Origin of the sequence: Synechococcus sp. F70.1 (assembly GCF_047502745.1) — a bacterium.
GTDB lineage: Bacteria > Cyanobacteriota > Cyanobacteriia > Thermostichales > Thermostichaceae > Thermostichus.
This window is the reverse complement of record NZ_JANSJL010000090.1, coordinates 1-1,202: the sequence shown is the minus strand read 5'-3', so window position 1 is coordinate 1,202 and position 1,202 is coordinate 1. Positions and strand designations below refer to the sequence as shown.

The 1,202-nt window shown below is 55.5% G+C and carries 2 protein-coding genes; one reads left to right on the top strand and one right to left on the bottom strand.

What is annotated here, in order from left to right; genetic code table 11:
• Nucleotides 1-245, bottom strand: a 245-nt coding sequence (locus tag NW860_RS09235; RefSeq protein WP_414513790.1) for a bifunctional adenosylcobinamide kinase/adenosylcobinamide-phosphate guanylyltransferase, incomplete at its 3' end; no start/stop codon positions are given.
• Nucleotides 246-424: 179 nt separating this feature from the next.
• Between NW860_RS09235 and NW860_RS09230 the strand changes: the two genes are divergently transcribed.
• The gene (locus tag NW860_RS09230) at nt 425-1,048 is read left to right on the top strand and encodes a CatB-related O-acetyltransferase (RefSeq protein WP_011431050.1); all 624 of its coding nucleotides are present in this window, start codon (nt 425-427) and stop codon (nt 1,046-1,048) included.
• Nucleotides 1,049-1,202: the final 154 nt, after the last annotated feature.

The following is a 1,202-nucleotide window of genomic DNA, read 5'->3' as shown; positions in this document are numbered from 1 at the left end:
CAGCAGGGCTGAGGTAGCTGCTGCAGTTCGGCGCCCAGGTCAGGCCCCGTTTCCCAGGTTTGCCAGGTGGGAGGACGCCGCTGCCGATGCTGTCGAACCCGCTCCGCCCACTCTGGGTCAGCCTCAGGATCCGGCTTGGGCCCCGTGGCCAGGTAGAAGACCGGCAGGCCGGAAGCGGCAGCTAGGCTCTCCGCCAGCCGACTTTTACCGCAGCGGGCAGGGCCGCAGATAAGTACAATCGGCATTAGACATCAGTCAGGAAGAAGTTTATCGCTAGGTTAGCTTAGCGGTTAGCAGCTTCTACCTCTTCTGGCTTCGTTCGTAATTAGGTTAAGATCTGGAAGCTCCTAGGCGGATTTTGAGCCCATTCTACTGAGGCTTGCGTTCTGGCAGGTGAAGCCCCGATCTAGCGACCTAAGGTTCTATGCCCATCCGCATCGAACATAGTCCCCAACTGGAGGAGAAAACATACTTTGCCTACAGAGGCTTAGCACCATTTCCCTTGGTTACTATTGGCTCCCTAAGCTATGGATATGAGTTCTTTATCCATTGGATGGGAGAGCCTTCGCAGGTAAAGATTGGCCGCTGTAGCTCGATTGCACGAGAGGTGCATTTTTTTGCAGGCTATGAGCACCACACTGACTGGGCCACTACCTATCCCTTCACTCATCTACCTGAGTGTTGGAGCGAGCTGCGCGCCCTGGAAGGCCACCCTCTGACCCGCGGGGACATTGTGGTTGGCCATGACGTTTGGATTGGCCACGGTGCCATGATTCGCTCAGGAGTGACAATTGGAAATGGAGCAGTTGTTGGAATGGGTGCAGTGGTGACTAGGGATGTCCCACCATACGCGATTGTTGCGGGTGTGCCAGCCAAAGTAGTTCGCTATCGCTTCTCACCTGAGGTAATCGAGCAGCTCAGCCAGCTTAGCTGGTGGGACTGGCCTCTTGAAGCCATACGTAAAGCAGCGCCTCTTCTTTGTTGCCCCCTGAACCAAGAAACTCTTTCGGCACTAGCTGAGTTTAAGCAAAAGCTCCTGGCTCCGTGAGTTTGGAGCTAGGATAAGGATCAATTAAGGGCAGTTTTACAAGAGACATGACGGATCCCAAGCCAGCATCTTCCCCTGGCCAAAGTGCTGCTTCAGCCACCTCGCCAACCTTTCCTCCCCTTTGGCTGAGCCTGGCGTTGGGGATCACCACCGC